Source organism: Orrella marina, assembly GCF_003058465.1.
Lineage (GTDB): Bacteria > Pseudomonadota > Gammaproteobacteria > Burkholderiales > Burkholderiaceae_B > Algicoccus > Algicoccus marinus.
Map to the genome: position 1 here is coordinate 1,019,591 of NZ_CP028901.1, position 15,657 is coordinate 1,035,247.

Annotated in this window: 12 protein-coding genes and 1 tRNA gene; 9 read left to right on the forward strand and 4 right to left on the reverse strand. The window is 54.9% G+C overall.

Annotated elements, in window-relative coordinates:
- The first annotated feature begins 116 nt into the window (after positions 1–116).
- The 4 genes from DBV39_RS04540 (at position 117) to DBV39_RS04555 (ending at position 3,721) form a co-directional block, all read left to right on the forward strand.
- Positions 117–830, forward strand: coding sequence for a phosphoribosylanthranilate isomerase (locus tag DBV39_RS04540; protein ID WP_108623080.1), 714 nt, complete (start codon positions 117–119; stop codon positions 828–830).
- Between the two features lie 91 nt (positions 831–921).
- Positions 922–998 (forward strand) — tRNA-Val (locus DBV39_RS04545).
- A gap of 544 nt (positions 999–1,542) precedes the next feature.
- Positions 1,543–2,556 carry a TauD/TfdA family dioxygenase gene (locus DBV39_RS04550; protein WP_108620533.1) on the forward strand — a complete coding sequence of 338 codons (1,014 nt, stop codon included), beginning with the start codon at positions 1,543–1,545 and terminating at the stop codon, positions 2,554–2,556.
- A gap of 199 nt (positions 2,557–2,755) precedes the next feature.
- Complete coding sequence (locus tag DBV39_RS04555; RefSeq protein ID WP_108620534.1) at positions 2,756–3,721, forward strand: Bug family tripartite tricarboxylate transporter substrate binding protein; 966 nt, start codon at positions 2,756–2,758, stop codon at positions 3,719–3,721.
- Between the two features lie 156 nt (positions 3,722–3,877).
- On the opposite strand, the gene tnpA is transcribed toward DBV39_RS04555, so the two are convergent.
- The gene (gene tnpA / locus DBV39_RS04560) at positions 3,878–4,291 is read right to left on the reverse strand and encodes an IS200/IS605 family transposase (RefSeq protein ID WP_108620535.1); all 414 of its coding nucleotides are present in this window, start codon (positions 4,289–4,291) and stop codon (positions 3,878–3,880) included.
- 424 nt (positions 4,292–4,715) lie between these two features.
- Here tnpA and DBV39_RS04565 point away from each other — a divergent pair, with 424 nt between their 5' ends.
- The 3 genes from DBV39_RS04565 to DBV39_RS04575 all read left to right on the forward strand — a co-directional run bounded on the left by DBV39_RS04565 (position 4,716) and on the right by DBV39_RS04575 (position 9,546).
- The gene (locus tag DBV39_RS04565) at positions 4,716–6,101 is read left to right on the forward strand and encodes an aspartate aminotransferase family protein (RefSeq protein ID WP_108620536.1); all 1,386 of its coding nucleotides are present in this window, start codon (positions 4,716–4,718) and stop codon (positions 6,099–6,101) included.
- A 63-nt stretch (positions 6,102–6,164) separates the two neighbouring features.
- Positions 6,165–7,598, forward strand: a complete 1,434-nt coding sequence (locus DBV39_RS04570) for an aminotransferase family protein (RefSeq protein ID WP_108620537.1) — start codon at positions 6,165–6,167, stop codon at positions 7,596–7,598.
- A gap of 427 nt (positions 7,599–8,025) precedes the next feature.
- A complete protein-coding gene (locus tag DBV39_RS04575; RefSeq protein ID WP_108620538.1) occupies positions 8,026–9,546 on the forward strand; it encodes an MmgE/PrpD family protein in 1,521 nt (506 codons plus the stop codon).
- Positions 9,547–9,575: 29 nt separating this feature from the next.
- Here DBV39_RS04575 and DBV39_RS04580 read toward each other — a convergent pair whose 3' ends face one another.
- Positions 9,576–10,961: an MmgE/PrpD family protein gene (locus DBV39_RS04580; protein ID WP_108620539.1), complete on the reverse strand. Its 1,386-nt coding sequence runs from the start codon at positions 10,959–10,961 to the stop codon at positions 9,576–9,578.
- A gap of 339 nt (positions 10,962–11,300) precedes the next feature.
- Entirely contained in the window at positions 11,301–12,290 is a 990-nt protein-coding gene (locus DBV39_RS04585; RefSeq protein ID WP_108620540.1) for a Bug family tripartite tricarboxylate transporter substrate binding protein, read from the reverse strand.
- Between the two features lie 188 nt (positions 12,291–12,478).
- Between DBV39_RS04585 and DBV39_RS04590 the strand changes: the two genes are divergently transcribed.
- Positions 12,479–13,651 carry an IS4 family transposase gene (locus DBV39_RS04590; protein WP_407669199.1) on the forward strand — a complete coding sequence of 391 codons (1,173 nt, stop codon included), beginning with the start codon at positions 12,479–12,481 and terminating at the stop codon, positions 13,649–13,651.
- A gap of 357 nt (positions 13,652–14,008) precedes the next feature.
- Here the strand turns inward: DBV39_RS04590 and DBV39_RS19420 are convergent, their stop codons facing one another.
- Positions 14,009–14,149: a hypothetical protein gene (locus tag DBV39_RS19420; protein WP_159078801.1), complete on the reverse strand. Its 141-nt coding sequence runs from the start codon at positions 14,147–14,149 to the stop codon at positions 14,009–14,011.
- A 324-nt stretch (positions 14,150–14,473) separates the two neighbouring features.
- Between DBV39_RS19420 and DBV39_RS04595 the strand changes: the two genes are divergently transcribed.
- Positions 14,474–15,493: an Ldh family oxidoreductase gene (locus DBV39_RS04595; RefSeq protein WP_227870809.1), complete on the forward strand. Its 1,020-nt coding sequence runs from the start codon at positions 14,474–14,476 to the stop codon at positions 15,491–15,493.
- Positions 15,494–15,657: the final 164 nt, after the last annotated feature.

The window sequence follows — 15,657 nt, forward strand, 5'->3', positions numbered from 1 at the left end:
CCGTAAAATCCGATTCATACTACCTACATGGAACAAGGCCCAGACACCTGGCCGGTGCGACACCGACACGTTGCAACTCCCGGTCAGGAATTATGCGCACAACCCAGAATCTTGACATGACCCACGCATCAGAAGACACGACCCGGCCGATTCATCACAGAACTCGCATCAAACTCTGCGGCTTTACTCGCCAGAAAGATGTCGAGAGCGCAGTCTTGCTGGGTGCCGACGCGCTGGGATTTGTGTTCTACCCAAAAAGCAAACGGTATCTGGACCCCGAAGCGGCTCACCGTCTGGTGAAGGATATTCCGGCCTTCGTCACCACGGTGGCACTCTTTGTCGAACCAGAGCAAGCGTTTGTTCACGAGGTGATCGATGCCATGCAGCCTGGGTTGTTCCAGTTTCACGGTGCAGAGTCCCCGGAATATTGCGACACCTTTGCCTGGCCGTATGTCAAAGCATTCCGGGTCGGTGCACCGGGCATGGATACAGCGCAGGCGCTGCTGGCTAGTTGCCATGCATACGGAAACGCCAAAGGCTGGTTGTTTGACAGCTATACCCCAGCCTACGGAGGCAGTGGACACGGATTTGACCGTAGTCTGCTCGATGACATCAAGAATGACGGGCAATCCAGGGCGGTCATTCTTTCCGGGGGGCTGAACGTAGAGAGCGTCGGGTCGCTCGTGACAACAATCGAACCCTGGGCCGTCGATATCAGTAGCGGAATCGAACTCGCACCGGGGGAGAAATGCCCCATCAAGATGCGTGCCTTCATTGAGGCTGTCCGCCGTGCAGACGTCAAGCGTCAACAGAATTTGTTGCAAAACTGAGACAAATATCACCGACTCTTCGAGCATCTTTCAGGATTGCGCAGGGTGTTTTGACAGACAGGGTCGTTTATTGTTAATATCTTTTTCTCGCAGGCGGTTAGCTCAGTTGGTTAGAGCGCCACGTTGACATCGTGGAGGTCGTTGGTTCGACTCCAATACCGCCTACCAGTATTCAAAAATTGGCCGTTCAGGTCCACTCCAAAAAAGTGGAAACCGGACGGCCAATTTTGTTTTTGTGCTCTGTCTCCGTGCACTGACAGAGTTCTGTCGCCCGGTCCCGTCCCATATCCTTCTATTTGATGTGATGGCTGACACGCATCGTTGCGACATCATCGACCTCTGCCGGTTTCTGACGACACCAGCAAGCGCAGTTGATCAAGCCCCCACATTGAGTTGGTCACTTCATCTTCTTCATGCCATGACGGACAGTGAGGAGCAGCAAAGGCTGTGCAGCATAGAATGCATGACCGAGGACGCAACACCGGCTTGATCCGCATTGCCCGAAGATTCTCATTGAGATCGACCTGGAACCCAAGCTTAGGCTCTTGTGACGAGATTTGAACCCAGTTTCTGTCGACTAATTCCAGATATCACTGCTTTCGGATAGAAACTGTTGTCCTCACCCAGCCCTCAGTGGTACGGTCGGTCCCCGTGTTACACAACACGCCAAGTTAACTGATTACAAAAAGCATAGGTCAAGGGGACACATCTGATGAGTTCGATTTTTACAGGCTTGCAAGCCTGGACCGCAAAGGATTTCGAAGGAAGGGATGACTGGGTCACACGTTTCACTGAGGCCGAGTTACAAGAAATTGATGCAATCGCCCAAGGAAAGGAGGTGACCTTTCCAGATTTGCTAAACATGGGAAAGGAAGACTTCAAGCTGCCGTTGATTGACAAGAAATTTGTCGATATCAGGGAGCAACTTGAGGGCGGCAGGGGTTTTGCCGTGCTTCGGGGAGTCCCGGTTCAGAAGTACTCACTGAACCAGGCCAGAAAGATCTTCTGGGCGCTTGCCTCACACCTGGGCACTCCGCAGCCACAGGACAAGGCAGGCAGTCTTCTGCACGACGTGACCAACACCGGCAGGAAGGTCGCAACGACTGGTGAGGTGCGTGGATTCCAGACTGATGATGAGCTGTCGTTTCATAATGACGGCGGGGACGCCTTCATGCTCTTGTGCCTTCGCACGGCAAAAGAAGGCGGTATTAGCAAACTGGTCAGCGTTGCCACCATCTTCAACGAGATCCTCAGAACACGTCCAGACTTGGTGGAGGTCCTTCAACAACCTTTCCATTTCGATACCCGCGAGCAGCATCCGCTCGGACTCAAGATTCAGAGCATTCCCATCATGAATGTGCACGAAGGGAAGGTCAGCGCGCTTTACAAACGGCGCTACATCGAAACGGCCCAGCGATTTGAAGAAGTTCCAAGGCTTACTGAACAGCAGATTGAAGCCATGAACCTTTTCGAGAAGATCTGTCATGACCCGGAGTTTCAGCTGAGTTTCAGCATGCAGGCAGGTGACATCCAGATGGGCAACAACTACGGTATTCTGCACTCAAGAACTAAGTATCTGGATCATGACGACCCCGGCATGAAACGTCATCTGTTACGAACCTGGTTGACACTGGAGAATGGCAGACCACTCCCCAAAGTATTTGAGAATGCACGTGAATTCCGTTTTTCTTATCTCGCCCGTTTGGAAGAAGGGCATGCAGCCTGACTGAATCATGCCATCGCACACCAATCAGTGATGATAACGATGGCAATTCGCCACCTGACATGATTGAGCGAAGCAAGTGAGCTGACAATCAGTTTTTTCTGATCAGTGGGTGGTACCTTTCGAGCATTGAAGTCAACCGCCCTGACAAGTCTCGCTCAATCTGTGAAGCAACCACAATGATGACGATGGAGACATCTGAATGTTCAAACTTAAAAAAATACTCCTGACAGCCGCAGTTTCCGGAATGACCGCCATAGGAGTTCCGGCCGTAGCCAGCCCTGATTTCCCGTCGCAACCGATTCGTCTGGTAGTCCCTTACCCTGCCGGAGGGACGACTGACATGATCGGCCGCATCTATGCAGATACTCTCGCATCCAAGCTCGACGGTATCGTCGTTGTCGACAATAAAGGGGGGGCTGCAACCAACATCGGCTCAGGCATTGTTGCAACTGCCAAACCAGACGGTTACACGCTGCTGTTTGGTAGCTTTGGTCCCTATCTGAATACCATCCTCGGTCCTAAGCCCACTTTCGATCCCGAGAAGAAGCTGGCTCCGATCAGCATGATCACCAGACTGACTTTTATGGCCGCAGCCAATCCCAATGCTCCATTCTCAACTGTCAAAGAGTTGCAGAAGCTTGCGTCAGAAAGTCCCGGCAAGTACACCATCGCCAGCGCGCAGCTGCATCATTACATCGCCTTGATGCGAAACAAGACCAACCTGGACTTGTTGCACGTGCCATACAAAGGAGGTGGTCCGGCAACGACCGCTGCTATCGGTGGTCAGGTTGACATGGTGTTTGCGCTCGCTCCACTTCTGATCCCTCAGGTCGAGGCGGGGTCTTTGAAGGCAATTGGTCTGAGTTCAAAGCAAAGACTCCCTGCGTACGGCAGCTACGAGACGTTTACCGAGAACGGAATCGATTTTCAGCTTGACACCTGGTTTGCCGTCTACGCGCCGGCTGGTATCCCGGATGAACTGGCGGAGAAGATCAATGCTGCGACCAAGGCCGTCACAGAGGACCCTGAGTTTGTCGCACGTGTCTCTAAAATCGGTGGTATTTCTGAGTGGAGCTCGATTGCAGCGTTGCGGGAAGAGATTCAGATGCAGCTTGCGTCATGGAGAGCCTTGGTCAAGGATAATCCTGACCTGATTCACAAGTGAACCAATAACTGACGTAACCAAAAGATTTTGAGTAACAAGCCCCCGGCAAAGCCGGGGGCCTTCATTTGTAAGCCGCTCAAAGCGGCTTTACAAAGACGCTAACGCGGCTCCGTGTCTTGTGCCACCGTTCGGTGGCCAGATTCAGGGCAGATTCAATTACTCCAGTCGAGAGTCTTCTTTCTCCTGATCCTGGATGTAACGCCGAATGACCCCCTCGTCACTCCCAATCGTCGAAACAAAATACCCCCGGGCGCAAAAGTGCTGCCCGACAAAGTTTCGCCTCCTCTGTCCATACACCCGGGCGATGTGAATCGCACTTTTGCCCATTATGTGCCCAATCACCTGGGAGAGCGCGTACTTCGGCGGGATCGCGATCAACATATGCACATGATCTGGCATCAGGTGACCCTCCAGAATCTCGCTCTCCCTACGACGGGCTAACTGCCTGAACACCTCACCCAGGTGCTTTCTCAAACTGACATACAACGTCTTTCTTCGACACTTGGGAATAAACACCACATGGTATTTGCACTCCCAACGGCTATGGCTTAGGCTTTCATACTCGTCCATCGTGAAACTCCTTTTCTCGAGTGTGCTTGGCGGCTCACCCGGATAGTTTCATCGATGGACTCCCGTAAATGTCAAACTTCTACTGCCACCCCGGCAGAGCAGGGGGATTTCCAACGTTTGTTTAAACAACTTTTTATATCAAGCGGTTAAATTATAGATTTCATTCAATGGATGAAATAAAGGGGCTCGGCCCCCTTTACCAGCAGGCTCTGCCTGCAAAAGCACAGATGCTGGAAACTCGCCCGGCATTGTTGTCATGGATGGATCCGCGGGGAACATGCATTCCAGACACGCAGAGGTATGCACGCAAAGGCATACAAGAGATCTGAGCCATGTACCAAAGCTTGACCCGGGCAATACTCCATACTACATATGAGGTCGTGATAATTCCTCCAAGCCGCACCCCACCTCTTCAGGAGATACCATGTCCGGCACGGCAACAGCAGTCACGAAGTCAACCCAGCAAACACATCAGGACAAGTCAGACCGAGCCGGTTCCGACGCTCAGAATCACGCGCTTGAACAAGCTCACGAACGCTACCGAAATCGTAATCCGTTGAGCCTGGCTCAACACCAGAAAGCAGCAAAGGTGATGCCTGGCGGGAATACTCGAACCGTCCTTTTCAGTGACCCGTTCCCTATCACACTGGTCTGCTCGCAGGGATGCCAAGTCACCTCAATCGACGGCGACACCTACATCGACTATCTCGGAGAATTCACCGCCGGCCTATACGGGCACTCCGACCCGGTGATCAGACAAGCCGTTGTCGACGCGCTCGATAGCGGATGGGTCAGGGGAGGGCACATCCCCCAGGAGGAGACGCTCGCCAGCCTGATCTGCTCCAGATTCCCGAGTGTTGAAATGGTCCGCTTCACCAACTCCGGAACCGAAGCCAATCTGTACGCGATTTCTACGGCATGCGCGGTTACCGGGCGATCGAAAGTCATGGTGTTCGAAGGGGGCTATCATGGCGGCGTACTGATGTTTGGTGCAACGCCTAGTCCGATCGTGGCACCGTACGAGTTCGTCCGAGCTCCGTATAACGATTGGGAAGGCACAGAAGCGTTACTGCGTGCCAATGCGGATGACCTTGCATGCGTTCTGATCGAACCCATGCAAGGCTCTGCCGGGTGCATTGTTGCCGAGCCTGCGTTCTTGCAGGCGATCCGAGACTGGACCACAGCGAACGACGTGGTGCTCATCTTTGATGAGGTCATGACCTCCCGGCTTTCTGGCGGTGGATTGCAGCAACTGCACGGCATCACCCCTGACATGACGACACTGGGAAAGTACATCGGCGGCGGTTTTAGCTTTGGCGCATTTGGTGGGCGGCAGGATCTGATGCAGATCTACGACCCGCTACAGCCAGGCTATGTTGCGCATGCGGGCACATTCAACAACAACGTGTTCACGATGAGTGCCGGCGCGGCCGGTTTGAGTCAGGTGTACACCCAGGAAGCGGCTACAGCACTGAACCAGCGGGGAGATGTTTTGCGCACGCGTTTGAATCGCATCGCGCAAAACGCGCCATTTCCGATGCAGTTCACCGGCATAGGGTCCCTCATGAACGTGCACATGACGTCTGAACCGGTACGAAGCATCCGCGATTTAACCCACAGCAACGCAGTGCTTAGAGACCTGTTCTACTTTGAGTTGCTGGAGCAGAATATCTGGCCGACTCGTCGGGGCATGCTCAATCTTTCCTTGCCCATGGGCGACACCGAATTCGATGCACTCGCGCGGGCAGTGCAACGGTTCGTGGACCAGTACGGAAGGCTGTTTGAGGGTGAGCTCAATGCGCGCAAATGAGAGCACACAGTCTGACAACAATGTAGACCAGATGGCCGCGATGGATGATCAGGGACAAATGCGATGAGTACGCGAACATCCTCAGACAGAAGCGAATCTGGCAGCCCATCCCAGTCCTGCACTGCAAGCCATCCTTCCAGTTCAGCAGACGCACGCCCTCGACAAGGAGGCCCGGTTCAGTTCTTCTACCAGAGTCCCACTGAGGCCCGAAGACCCACGGTCGCCAGAGGAGAGGGCATTTACCTCTGGGACACGACAGGCAAGCGATACGTGGATGCATCCTCCGGTCCGATTGCCGTCAACATTGGACATGGCAACCAGCGTGTTATGCAGGCAGCGATGCGCCAGATGGAAAAGGTTTCCTATGCAAGCAGGCTATTCTTTGAGAACGACGCGAACGCGCAGCTCGCCGATCTGATTGCTCAACACGCTGGACCGGGACTGGAACGCGCATTTTTTGTGTCAGGCGGCTCCGAAGCCACCGAAGCTGCGATGAAACTGGCCCGGCAACACGCCGTTGTACGGGGAGAATCGTCGCGCTGGAAGGTTATTTCCCGTAATCCGAGTTATCACGGATCGACGCTCGGTGCAGTCGGCGTGAGCGGAGACTTCGTATCAGAAGGTATGTACGGTGTGATGACCCGGATCATGCCCAAGGCTCCAGCACCGTTTAGCTACCGGATACCGGATGGTCAGACGGCCGAGACCTATGCTATGGCGTGTGCGGACGAACTTGAAAACATCATTGAGCAAGAAGGGCCTCAGACCGTGCTGGCGTTCATCATGGAACCCGTTGGAGGGCTCGCCACAGGCGCGCTGGTATCGACCGAAGCCTACTGCCGCCGAGTCCGGGAGATCTGTACCCGCCATGGTGTACTGCTGATTTTCGATGAGGTCATGAGTGGTGTCGGACGAACAGGTACATTTCTGACCTCGCACCAGTTTCAGAATGTGCAGCCAGACCTGGTGACACTGGCCAAAGGTCTTGCTTCGGGATACACACCGCTTGGTGCAGTGCTTGCATCCCGTTCGATGGTGGAAGAAATTTCATCAACTGGCGGATTCATGCACGGCCACACCTACTCGTCGAATCCGCTCTCATGTGCGATCGGCGTGGCAACGATGCAGGAAACGATTGACAATGATCTCCCTCATAACTCGGCCGTTATGGGCGAGTATCTTCGTGAGAAGCTTCTTGCCCTGCAGACCAGGCACGAAGTGATCGGTGACGTGCGCGGCAAAGGCTTGCTCATGGCGCTGGAGATCGTTTCTGACAAAGCGTCCAAAACTGTTTTCCCGGGGGGCATCAATGCCATCTCGACCATCGTGAACCTTGCCATGCAACGAGGCCTGCTCCTGTACTCACGGCGGACCGCCCAGGGGCGTTACGGAGAATGGCTCATGGTTGCGCCACCTTTGATTGTGACACGCGAGGAGATCGACCTGATCACGGATTTGATTGATAACACGCTGACCGCATTTGCCAATCAGCTCTGAGTAACTAGTGCGGTGAGGTGCACCAATCCATATACATCAAGTCGCTGTGCACCACTCCACGTACACGTATCGCCGATACGGCGGCCCTTCAAGGCCCCTGGCAGCCTGGGACGGCTTGCATCGTTCCATTGAGTTGTTCTTTTTGGAATACTGCTTCGCGGGTGACTGACCTCAACGCCTCGCCTGGTTTACACCGATCCGAACGTTCTCCTTGATGTACGCAGCAGTTCACAGCGTTTATCCGGTCGGGCAGAGCACACCGTATCATGTACGCAATCAGATGCGAAGCCGTTAGCAGACTTGCTCCTGGCGGGGGAGGATGCGTTAATGCGGCACAGCAGTGTCAGCGAGCTATGCCAGCGAGAAAGGCTTTTCGGGGCCTCACCTCGCACAATGCACCATATGACTGGACGGGGAATACGACAACATGACAACTGCAGGCAGCCAGACCGGGTATTCAACAGGCAATGACCTTTCATACCAAGGTCCAGACGAAAACACCAGTACCACGACGGCAGTGGGAGCAGAGCCCGGCCAGGGCCAGAGCAGAGCGCTTGCGACGTTTGTTTCCAGTCTCATGTTTGACGATATTCCTGACGAAGTCATCGCTCGCATGAGAACCAGCATGCTGGACAGTATCGGATGCTGTCTCTATGGGGCGACACTACCCTGGACGCGTCACGTCAGCGACATGGTTGACCTTGAAGAATCCGTGAAGCAGGTCTCGATCTGGGGGACGGATCGCTGGACATCCCTCTCAAATGCAGTGCTGGTCAATTCGACTGCCGGTCATGCGTTTGAGCTGGACGATATCCATAAGGAATCGATCATCCACGCCGGTTCGATTGCAACACCCATTGTGCTCGGCTATGCGCAGCTCGCACGAACCGGATTCTCCCCGACGGTGGGTGATAAGAAACGGGCCAAATCTGTTTCAGGACAGGATGTCTTGACTGGCATGGTTGCCGGCTACGAACTCGGCACCCGGGTCGGTAACGCGGCGACCATGGACCTTTTCTTTCGCGGGTTCCACCCGCAAGGGACATCGGGCGTGTTTGTGGCGGCAGCCTGCGCGGCACGCATGATGAATCTAGACACCGAGCAAACGCTACATGCGCTGGGTATTGTGGGCTCCCAGGCAGGCGGACTGATGGCAGCGCAAGAAGGCGCCATGGTCAAGCGGTTTCATAGCGGCCGGGCAGCGCAGAGCGGTGTTTACTCAGCCCTGCTGGCAGCACGTGGATTCACAGGCATCGAGGACGTTCTGGAGGCACCCTATGGCGGCTATCTGAACAGTTACTCCAGCAAACCGAACTATTCACGACTGCTCGATGGCCTGGGAGTCCAGTGGGAAACGGCAAAGGTTGGATACAAACCTCACGCCTGCGTCACCAGTATTCACAGTGCGCTGGATGCGTTTGCCCATTTGCTTCAAACCCACTCAATCGCCCCGGATCAGATTCGTGAAGTCAGGATTGGCGTGAGCCAGATGACTCACACCCACTGTGCCTGGGAGTACCGGGCGCAAGGCGTCACCGCGGCACAGATGAATCTCTATTACGGTATCGCGGTCACCGCACTGGACGGCATGGCATTCGTTGCCCAGTACGACCAGAGCCGAATCACCGATCCAGCGATCATGAACTTTATCCAGAAGATTCAAGCATCAGTCGACCCGGAGATTGATGCCATGGGCCCTGGCTACCGCCATGCAGCCAGGGTGCAGATTGACCTGACAGACGGTAGAACAGTCCACCACGAGATCCTGAACCGCCGTGGCAGCCCTGAGAATCCCTTGTCCCATGATGAAGTGGTTTACAAGTTCAGACACGTCGTTGGCGGGATTCTGAATAGCTCGACCATTGATGAATACATTCGACTGACCGAAACGATCGACAAAGCGCAAACAGTCGAACCCTTGCTCGCACTGCTTGCCCGACCGCTATAGGGTTCAGGACCAGGTCAGCGGCCTGTGCGTCAGGGACGAAGCAAAGCAGTGAGTTCGCGGATATCTCGAAGTTTCTCGAGACCCAGCAGACGATCAAACGACGCCTTGACGCAAGCAGACGGAAGAGAGACCTGTGCACAGTCGCTGTATTTATCCCACAACTCCGCCGGAGTCATTGGATAGTGAATGCCACGACCCGGAAGGTTATCGACTTTTCTGGACAGAACCGTACCGTTAACGAGGGTGACGCGAACCTCGGCACCGAACTGGTTTGGTGAGTCGTCTGCCATGTCGGGATGCGCGCGAGTCGTAGAACGCGCCATCATGGCCCGGACCTCTGGATCGTGAAATGCATCCCCCTCGAAATCGGCAATCCTCACGGCCTGACTGACCAGTGCCCGGCACACGGCATATTGAGCCGAAAATTTTGCGGCCATAGGCGTTCCCGGATCCGGATCATCGGTATGGACCAGGCGTCGCTTGTGTAACAGGATCTCGATGGCCTGAACATCCTCAAGAGAAAATGCCTCCTCCTTGCGCAGTTGCAGCATCATGGTCACGGCAGGAATAGCGCTACCACAGCTTGGAAACTGCTTCAGACCCATCTGCTCGCCAAGCACCTCAAGCGGATCAGCCCAGTCCTCGAATATTCTGTCGGGGTTGAAGTTGCCTGTACCGTTAAAGACATTGAAAAATCCCTGCTTGTGCTCAAAGGCAGTGGTGTTGGCATCAAACCCTTCGCGCGCCAGCAGGACGGCGAGCAGGCCGTTGCGCGCACACTGGCCGACATGCAATGGCTTGACCATCGTCCCGAAATTGGCTTTGATCCCACTCGCCATGGAGGTGGCGATCGCCAGCGCAGTCGCCATCTGCGCCTGAGACAGACTCAACAGGTAACCGCATGCTGCCACCGTCCCGAAGATACCGATGGTCGCAGTTGGATGCCATCCCTTGTCGTAGTGATGAAAATTCACGGATCGGGCAACACGAATCTCGGTTTCAATCCCGATCACATAAGCCCGGATGAGATCCAGTCCGGAACGCGCCTCCTGCTCAGCCAGCGCCAGCAACGAGCAGACAAGCGGAACCGACTGATGACCGCCCATTGGCTGGCTGAAATCATCGTAATCCAGCGCATGCGACGCGGTCGAGTTGACCATGGCAGCATCGAGCAGGGTTGCCCGTAATCGTGTACCAAGAATACTTGCCGGTCCGGACTCGCCAGAGACACCGATGGCCGCCATCAGTTTGCGAACACTCGCTTCATTCACACCCGCCAGTGTGACACCGACGGTATCCAGTATCGCCAGTCTGGATGACTCAATCGCCTGCTCAGAAATACGGTCAACCTCAAAACTCACAATTCGACGGGCCAGCTCAACGGCGACGGGATCGCTTCGGGATGCTACAGACATGTTTGATACGCTCAATCGGAAAGTTCGATGGATTCAGGGATACTGGTCAGTGTGTCGACAGCGAACAGGAACAGGCTCGGAGCCATCCAGAGATTGCCACTGCGCTGGAGTGGTCCCGAGACCACCGTTTCGACATAAAGACGGCTCGCCAGTGTCCCTGGACCCAGAAACAATGCGCCCGGACATCACTGTCACAGGCGCATCATAAAAACGGGTGGATCGGATCGATCTGCAGTGAACTCGGTGAATCACATCGATCTGATTGCTCTGGCAGAGTCAGGTCCGATGCAAGCTCATCAGCGAAATCGACTGATCACACCCACACCTGCATTGTTCACATCAGTTGAGCTTGATACCACGCTCTTGAATGATGGCAGACCACATTTGCGACTCGCTGTCGATGATCCTGGCAAGTTCCTCGGGCGTCGAGGTTTCAATATCCAGGCCCACCTTGCTCAGGCGCTCCTGCACATCCGGGTTCTTGAGAGCCTTGACGATTGCCTGGTTCCACCACTGTACTGTCTCGGGCGGCATGCCAGCCGGTCCGATGAATGCGTACCAGTTGGTTGCGTTAAATCCTGGATAGAGTTCGCCCAGCGCAGGGATGTCCGGATAATGGATCGAACGCGTTTCACCAGACGATGCGATGGGGATCAGCGCACCAGATTCGATGTGCGGCTTGACTGAAGAGGGTACGCCAAAGTAGGCATCCACCCGACCGGTGATCAGGTCGTTCATTGCGGGTGCTCCACCCTTGTACGGGATGTGCAGCATGTCAATGCCAGCCCGCTGGTTGAGCATCTCGCCTGCCATGTGCGAAGCAGCACCAATCCCTGAAGAGCCGTAGTTCACCTTGCCAGGATTCTTCTTTGCGTACTCGATGAACTCGTCAAATGTCTTGACACCTAACGAAGACGGAACCACCAGGATGTTGGGAAAGTTCACGGCCATCGAGATTGGGACAAAGTCCTGCTTCACATCAAAGCCGACTTTTGACAGATGAGGCAGCACCGTGAGCGGCCCCACGGAAGTCAGCATGATGGTGGATCCATCCTTGGGTGCCGTCAACAGACTCTGCTGGGCCACTACACCACCGGCACCGGGACGGTTCAATACTGCAATCGCCAGCCCCTCATTGTCCAGGCCAACCTGGTTGGCAACAGTACGGGTCGTGGTGTCAGTACCACCACCAGCCGAGAAGCCAACCATCATGGTTGCGTTCTCGAACGGAGCCTTCTGGGCTGACACGGGTGCAGGCGCAATGCTCATCGCCATTGCACCGGTCAGTAGCGCGACTGCCGACAGCTTGTGAAGACTGGGCTTGTTCATGATTTATCTCCGGTATGGACTGAAAGAACGATATATTGATCATCACTAGTGTCCGGTTAAACCGGTAATTTTTTCAGTGAAAGCCAGTATTGGCGCGGCTTTCGAGACGATTTTGTTTGGTGCCGATTTGAAACTGAATTCTTCATTTTTGAGTACTTTCGAAAGGGTAGACCTTTTGGGAGTGGCTCATGAACGTCGGCAAGACCTTGTTTGCGCAACTCATGGAGTTCGTGCCCTGGACGAGCTTTGGCCGGATTGTCGAGCGCTACGGTGGCAACACACGGGTTCGCCGGTTGAGCTGTGCAGAGCAATTTCGAGTCATGGCCTTTGCGCAGTTGACCTGGCGAGAAAGTCTGAGAGATATCGAAGTCACGCTCGGTGCACATCCCAGCAAGCTCTACGGTATGGGCTTTCGTCACAGCATTCGTCGCTCGACCCTGGCCGATGCCAACGAGTCTCGGGACTGGCGCATCTGGTCCGATCTTGCGGCGTTGCTGATCAAACGTGCCCGCAAACTGTACAGCGACACGGATCTGGTCGGCCTCGATCTCAAGAACACAGTCTATGCACTGGACTCCACTACGATCGACCTCTGCCTGAGTCTGTTCGACTGGGCCAGCTTTCGACAGACCAAAGCAGCGGTCAAGATGCATACACTGCTCGATCTTCGAGGAAGCATCCCGGCTTTCATCCATATCAGCAACGGCAAGATGCACGACGTCAACGTGCTCGACGTCATGCCTGTGGAGGCAGGTTCGTTCTATGTCATGGACCGCGGCTACCTCGACTTTGCTCGTCTGTTTGCGATGCATCAGCGCGGCGCGTTCTTTGTCACCCGAGCCAAGTCCAATACCCGGATGCGAAGGATCTACTCGCGGCGTACCGATCGACAGAGTGGCGTCATCTGCGATCAGACGGTGGTGTTCAACGGATTTCTTGCCGCACGACACTACCCAGAGCAACTGCGAAGGATCCGGTTCAAAGATCCCACGACGGGCAAAACGCTGGTCTTTCTGACCAACAACTTTGCGCTCGCGCCCCTGACGATTGCCACGCTTTACAAGAATCGCTGGCAGGTCGAACTGTTCTTCAAGTGGATCAAGCAACACCTCAGGATCAAGAAATTCCTGGGCAACAGCGAGAACGCGGTCAAGACGCAGATCTGGTGCGCTGTCTCGACCTACGTACTGATTGCCATTGTGAAAAAGGAACTTCAAATTGAGGCCTCACTCTACACTTTGCTACAGATTCTGTCGGTGTCTGTCTTCGAGAAAACCCAGCTTTTATGCGTCTTTCGAGAGACTGATGACCAGAATGAACGAACCGATCTTCCTAAGCAATTGAAATTATTCGAAAGTTAACCGGACAGCAGTGATTGATCATCAAACTTCGAACGTTGAAACTACCCGTACTGATCCTGGGCGGTCAGAACAGTATGCATGGAGCATACCGCACGCAGCTAACTGAACAATCGCATCACAAAGTGCAGGCTGTGACACGGTAGGGGCTGGCAACGCGGTACTGCGTACACTTTCCTGAACACCTGGTACTACTAACATCGCACTTCGCCTGATATGGCTGCGCCAAGGCTAACAGCAAAATCAACAATTTTGCAGATTAGACAACCCTGAGTGTTCCGCGTGATGGACCAGACAGCTGAAATGTTTCAGAAATCAGACAAACATCGGTCGTAGCGTGGGCGCGTCGCTCCAGACAACTCAACCGAATATCCCGTCACTCACATCCACTGACTTCCAGACACGCTTGCGTACTCGTTGCGGTACTCGTTGCTGGATAAATCCCTGGAACTCTGACGAGCGGACGTCCCTGGAGCGCTGCCCGTGGGCAACATCCCTCATGTCTCATACTGCCGGCTAATTCCCGGCTAATTCCCGGCTAAGCAGGCCACTTCGCACGTACCTTCTCTCAATGATCACACACGATCCTGTTGCCCGACATCATGCCGCCGTGCATACTGCACATTCGTTCTCTGGGCCCTCGCCGAGGTGGTGGTAGGAGTGATGCATCAAGTCAAGACGATGAAAGCGAAATGACGAGAGGCCCTGGCGCCAGATCGCCACCATCGCAAGCGCCGGCACAACTCCGATGGCTCGACGTGTCGACCAATCGCCGTGGCAGGAACCAGTACGAACACCAGACAACCTAACGTGGAAAGCAGCATCGTGGACAGAATTGAACAGACCCGGCTGACAGCACTCGCTGTCAGTGCCTTGCAGTCGTACGGACTGAGCCCGTCGCATGCCGAACAAACTGCCGAGATTCTGGTCCTGGCCGATATGTTTGGCCTGCATACCCATGGATTGAGCCGCGTGCAGTCCTATGGTGAACGCATCGAGCTTGGCGGCGTCAAGCGTGACCCCGACATTCGTATTGAAGAGGTCGGGCTGGCCATGAGTCGAGTGGATGGGGACGACGCCATTGGGCCGCTGGTCGGACAAATCAGTCTGCGCCAGGCAATGCAACAGGCACGCCACGCCGGGGTAGGGGCTGTGTTCGCCCGCGCCAGCAATCACTTCGGGCCGATCGCACCGTATTGCTACCTGGCAGCACAGGAAGGTTTCGCTTCCTTCATCTGCAGCAACGCCAGCCTGACGATAGCCCCTTGGGGCGGCAAGGAATCAAGGCTGGGTAACAGCCCTCTGGCGTTTGGCGTTCCCAACCCTGGGGGAGATCCCTTCATTCTCGATATGGCCTTAAGCGTGGCCGCGCGCGCCAAGATACGTCAGGCCATGCAGAAAGGAGAGTCCATTCCCGACACCTGGGCCACCGATATCGAAGGGCGACCGACCTCCGATCCGGCCAGGGCCTTGAGCGGGTTTCTGCTCGCCATTGGGGGACACAAAGGGTATGGGCTCGCGCTGGCCGTGGATCTGTTTGCAGGATTGCTATCCGGTTCGTCTTACCTCACTCACGTGAAGTCCTGGTCTGATGAGCCGGGTGAGCCATCGAAACTTGGCCATTTTTTCTTGCTGATCGATACGCGCAAACTGGGTTCCACAGAGTGGCTGACCGAGCGGATGCAGGACTTTGCAGGGATTCTGCATGACACCCCGGCATCGGATCCGGACCGTCCAGTGATTGTCCCTGGCGAAATCGAGCTCGATCGTTATCGACAGGCGCTTGCTGAAGGGGTGCCTGTATCCGAGCAGGTCCTTGCACACCTGCAATCACGGGCCAGGTGAGTACTTGAAGCCAGGTGCGCAGCCCGGATTCGAAATCCGGGCTGATTAGGATGTGAGACAGCTCAATGAGTCTGGCGACACCTTGTTCTCTGATCTGAGGTTCGCCAGATAGTATTATTGTTTACTAATTTATAGAATATTCCTTAAAACACAGCCGCTGATCG

What these genes read in the sequence shown, in the direction of transcription:
- DBV39_RS04575 (WP_108620538.1), top strand. Translation starts at nt 8,026, where the DNA reads ATGACAACTGCAGGCAGCCAGACCGGGTATTCAACAGGCAATGACCTT.
- tnpA (WP_108620535.1), bottom strand. Translation starts at nt 4,291, where the DNA reads ATGGACGAGTATGAAAGCCTAAGCCATAGCCGTTGGGAGTGCAAATAC.
- DBV39_RS04540 (WP_108623080.1), top strand. Translation starts at nt 117, where the DNA reads ATGACCCACGCATCAGAAGACACGACCCGGCCGATTCATCACAGAACT.
- DBV39_RS19420 (WP_159078801.1), bottom strand. Translation starts at nt 14,149, where the DNA reads ATGAGGGATGTTGCCCACGGGCAGCGCTCCAGGGACGTCCGCTCGTCA.
- DBV39_RS04555 (WP_108620534.1), top strand. Translation starts at nt 2,756, where the DNA reads ATGTTCAAACTTAAAAAAATACTCCTGACAGCCGCAGTTTCCGGAATG.
- DBV39_RS04580 (WP_108620539.1), bottom strand. Translation starts at nt 10,961, where the DNA reads ATGTCTGTAGCATCCCGAAGCGATCCCGTCGCCGTTGAGCTGGCCCGT.
- DBV39_RS04585 (WP_108620540.1), bottom strand. Translation starts at nt 12,290, where the DNA reads ATGAACAAGCCCAGTCTTCACAAGCTGTCGGCAGTCGCGCTACTGACC.
- DBV39_RS04565 (WP_108620536.1), top strand. Translation starts at nt 4,716, where the DNA reads ATGTCCGGCACGGCAACAGCAGTCACGAAGTCAACCCAGCAAACACAT.
- DBV39_RS04570 (WP_108620537.1), top strand. Translation starts at nt 6,165, where the DNA reads ATGAGTACGCGAACATCCTCAGACAGAAGCGAATCTGGCAGCCCATCC.
- DBV39_RS04550 (WP_108620533.1), top strand. Translation starts at nt 1,543, where the DNA reads ATGAGTTCGATTTTTACAGGCTTGCAAGCCTGGACCGCAAAGGATTTC.
- DBV39_RS04590 (WP_407669199.1), top strand. Translation starts at nt 12,479, where the DNA reads ATGAACGTCGGCAAGACCTTGTTTGCGCAACTCATGGAGTTCGTGCCC.